General features: G+C 62.6%; 2 protein-coding genes. Both read left to right on the top strand.

Translation table 11 applies throughout. The features are described from left to right. The coding region (locus Q0288_RS15025; protein WP_299432113.1) for a heterodisulfide reductase-related iron-sulfur binding cluster at nt 1-1,145 on the top strand (1,145 nt) is incomplete at its 5' end. 84 nt (nt 1,146-1,229) lie between these two features. Next, a partial coding sequence (locus tag Q0288_RS15020; protein WP_299432110.1) for a DUF4147 domain-containing protein occupies nt 1,230-2,266 on the top strand: 1,037 nt, incomplete at its 3' end.

The following is a 2,266-nucleotide window of genomic DNA, read 5'->3' as shown; positions in this document are numbered from 1 at the left end:
ACTCCCCCAGGGGGCGCATTTTTTTGATGAAAGAAGTGCTGGAGGGCAGTCTCGAGAGGGAGGAAGCCCAGCCCTACCTCGACAAGTGCCTGGGCTGCGTGGGCTGCGTGACGGCCTGTCCCAGCGGCGTTCCCTACGGCGAACTGATTTCCACCTACCGGGGCTGGAGTGAGCCCAAGCGCCGCCGCCCCCCTTTCCAGAAGCTTTTTCGCATCGGTATCCAGGAGACCCTTCCCTATCCCCGACGTTTCCGGGCGGCGGCCATGCTGGGCCGACTGGGCAAATGGATGAAACCGCTGCTGCCCCCCCTGCTGCAAGCACCGCTCGAGCTTCTACCCGACCGTCTGTCGCCGGGCCAACCCCTCCCCGAAATAGTTCCGGCGGAAGGCCCAAAGCGGGCCAGGGTGGCCTTCCTGGCCGGCTGTGCCCAGCAGGTATTGCAACCTGGTTTCAACACCGCCACCCTGCGGGTACTGGCCAGAAATGGGGTGGAGGTGGTGATTCCCAGGGGGCAGGGCTGTTGTGGTGCGCTGGCGATGCACACCGGCGAACGCGCTCGAGCTTTGCACTTTGCCCGCAACAACCTGGGAGCCTTTGCTGGAGATTACGACGCAATTGTCACCAACGCCGCAGGCTGTGGCTCGGGCCTCAAGGAGTATCCCATTCTTTTCCACGGCGAGCCAGAACAAGCCCAGGCTGACCAACTGGTGGCCAAGGTTAAGGATGTTTCGGTCTTTTTGAGCGAGCTGGGCCTGAAGGAAGTACCGCCTCTCTATACTCCCCTCAAGGTGGCCTACCACGATGCCTGCCATCTGGCCCACGCCCAGCAGGTGCGCGCCGAACCGCGCCAACTGTTGCGCAGCATCCCGGGCCTGGAGCTGGTGGAGATTGCGGAGGGCGAGTTGTGTTGTGGTTCGGCAGGAACGTATAACCTCGAGCAGCCCGCCATTGCCGCCACCCTGGGCGAGCGAAAAGCCCGTAACATCATTGCCACGGGTGCCCAACTGGTCGTAACGGGAAATATCGGCTGCTTCACCCAGATTCAGACCCACCTGCGCAGGCTGGGAAAGGACATTCCGGTGATGCATACCACCGAACTGCTAGATCGGGCGTACGAAAAGGTGCAAGCCAGTCCCATCGGATAGGCGTCTGGGCAACCCGCCCGATCCCTTACCGTTGGACCTCAGGGCTTCGAGGTTGGAGGGTGCTTTTTGCGTAGAATGCCGGGTATGCGCGAGCAGCTAATCGCCAGTTTTCACCACGCCTTGCAGCAGACCCATCCGGCCCATCTCACCGCCCAGCACCTTCCCGAGGAGGCCCCCGCGCTGATCGTTTCGGTGGGGAAAGCTGCCCTGAGCATGTTGGAGGCAGCCCGAAAGCAGTTTCCCCAGGTTCCGTATGTAGCGGTTCCAAAAGCCGAGGATTCGCTGGTTTTGCCCAACCATTCCAATGGGGTGGTACTGCCCGCCAGCCATCCAGTTCCCGACGAGCGGAGTGTGCAGGCCGGGCAAAAAATCCTGGGTGCCGTCTCCAGGCTCGAAGCAGAGGATCTGCTGCTCCTTCTGGTCTCGGGCGGGGGTAGTGCGCTTTTATGTGTTCCGTGGGGAGTGGATCTGCCCACCAAGCAAGCCCTGACCCGGTCTCTTTTGCGCTGTGGGGCCGATATCCAGGAGATGAATGCAGTACGAAAACACCTCTCTGGCATCAAAGGTGGGCGGCTGGCAGCCGCCACACCAGCGCGTATTCATGCACTGTACCTGTCTGATGTACCCGGCGATGACCTGTCGGTGATCGCCTCGGGGCCGACCGTGCCGGACGAAACCACCTTTGCCGATGCGCTGGAGGTTCTCGACAGGTATGGCCTGGATTTTCCGGAGGTTCGCACCCACCTGGCCCAAGGGGTGTGCGGAGCCCTGGCCGAATCTCCCAAGCCGGGGGATACCCTCTTCACTCGGGTGCACAACCGGCTGATCGGAAACAACCAACTCTTGCTGGAAGCGGCCCGCGACTACTGGCAGACGCAGGGCCACACCGCGGTGATTTTGTCGGATCGGTTTCAGGGTGAGGCGAGAGAGCTGGCCCGTTTCCATGCCGGTATGGTGCAAAGCATCCGCATACATGGGCAGCCTTTTCGGCCCCCGGTGGTCTTGCTCTCGGGCGGCGAGGCCAGCGTAACGGTGCGCGGTTCGGGCCAGGGCGGGCGCAACCAGGAGTTCCTGGCCTGGCTGGTGGCCGCGGCGCTGGTGCCGCAATGGCTCACCACGCA

This window comes from uncultured Meiothermus sp. (assembly GCF_937863175.1).
GTDB lineage: Bacteria > Deinococcota > Deinococci > Deinococcales > Thermaceae > Meiothermus.
The sequence above is the reverse complement of the archived record's forward strand: the minus strand, read 5'-3'. Positions and strand labels throughout refer to the sequence as shown.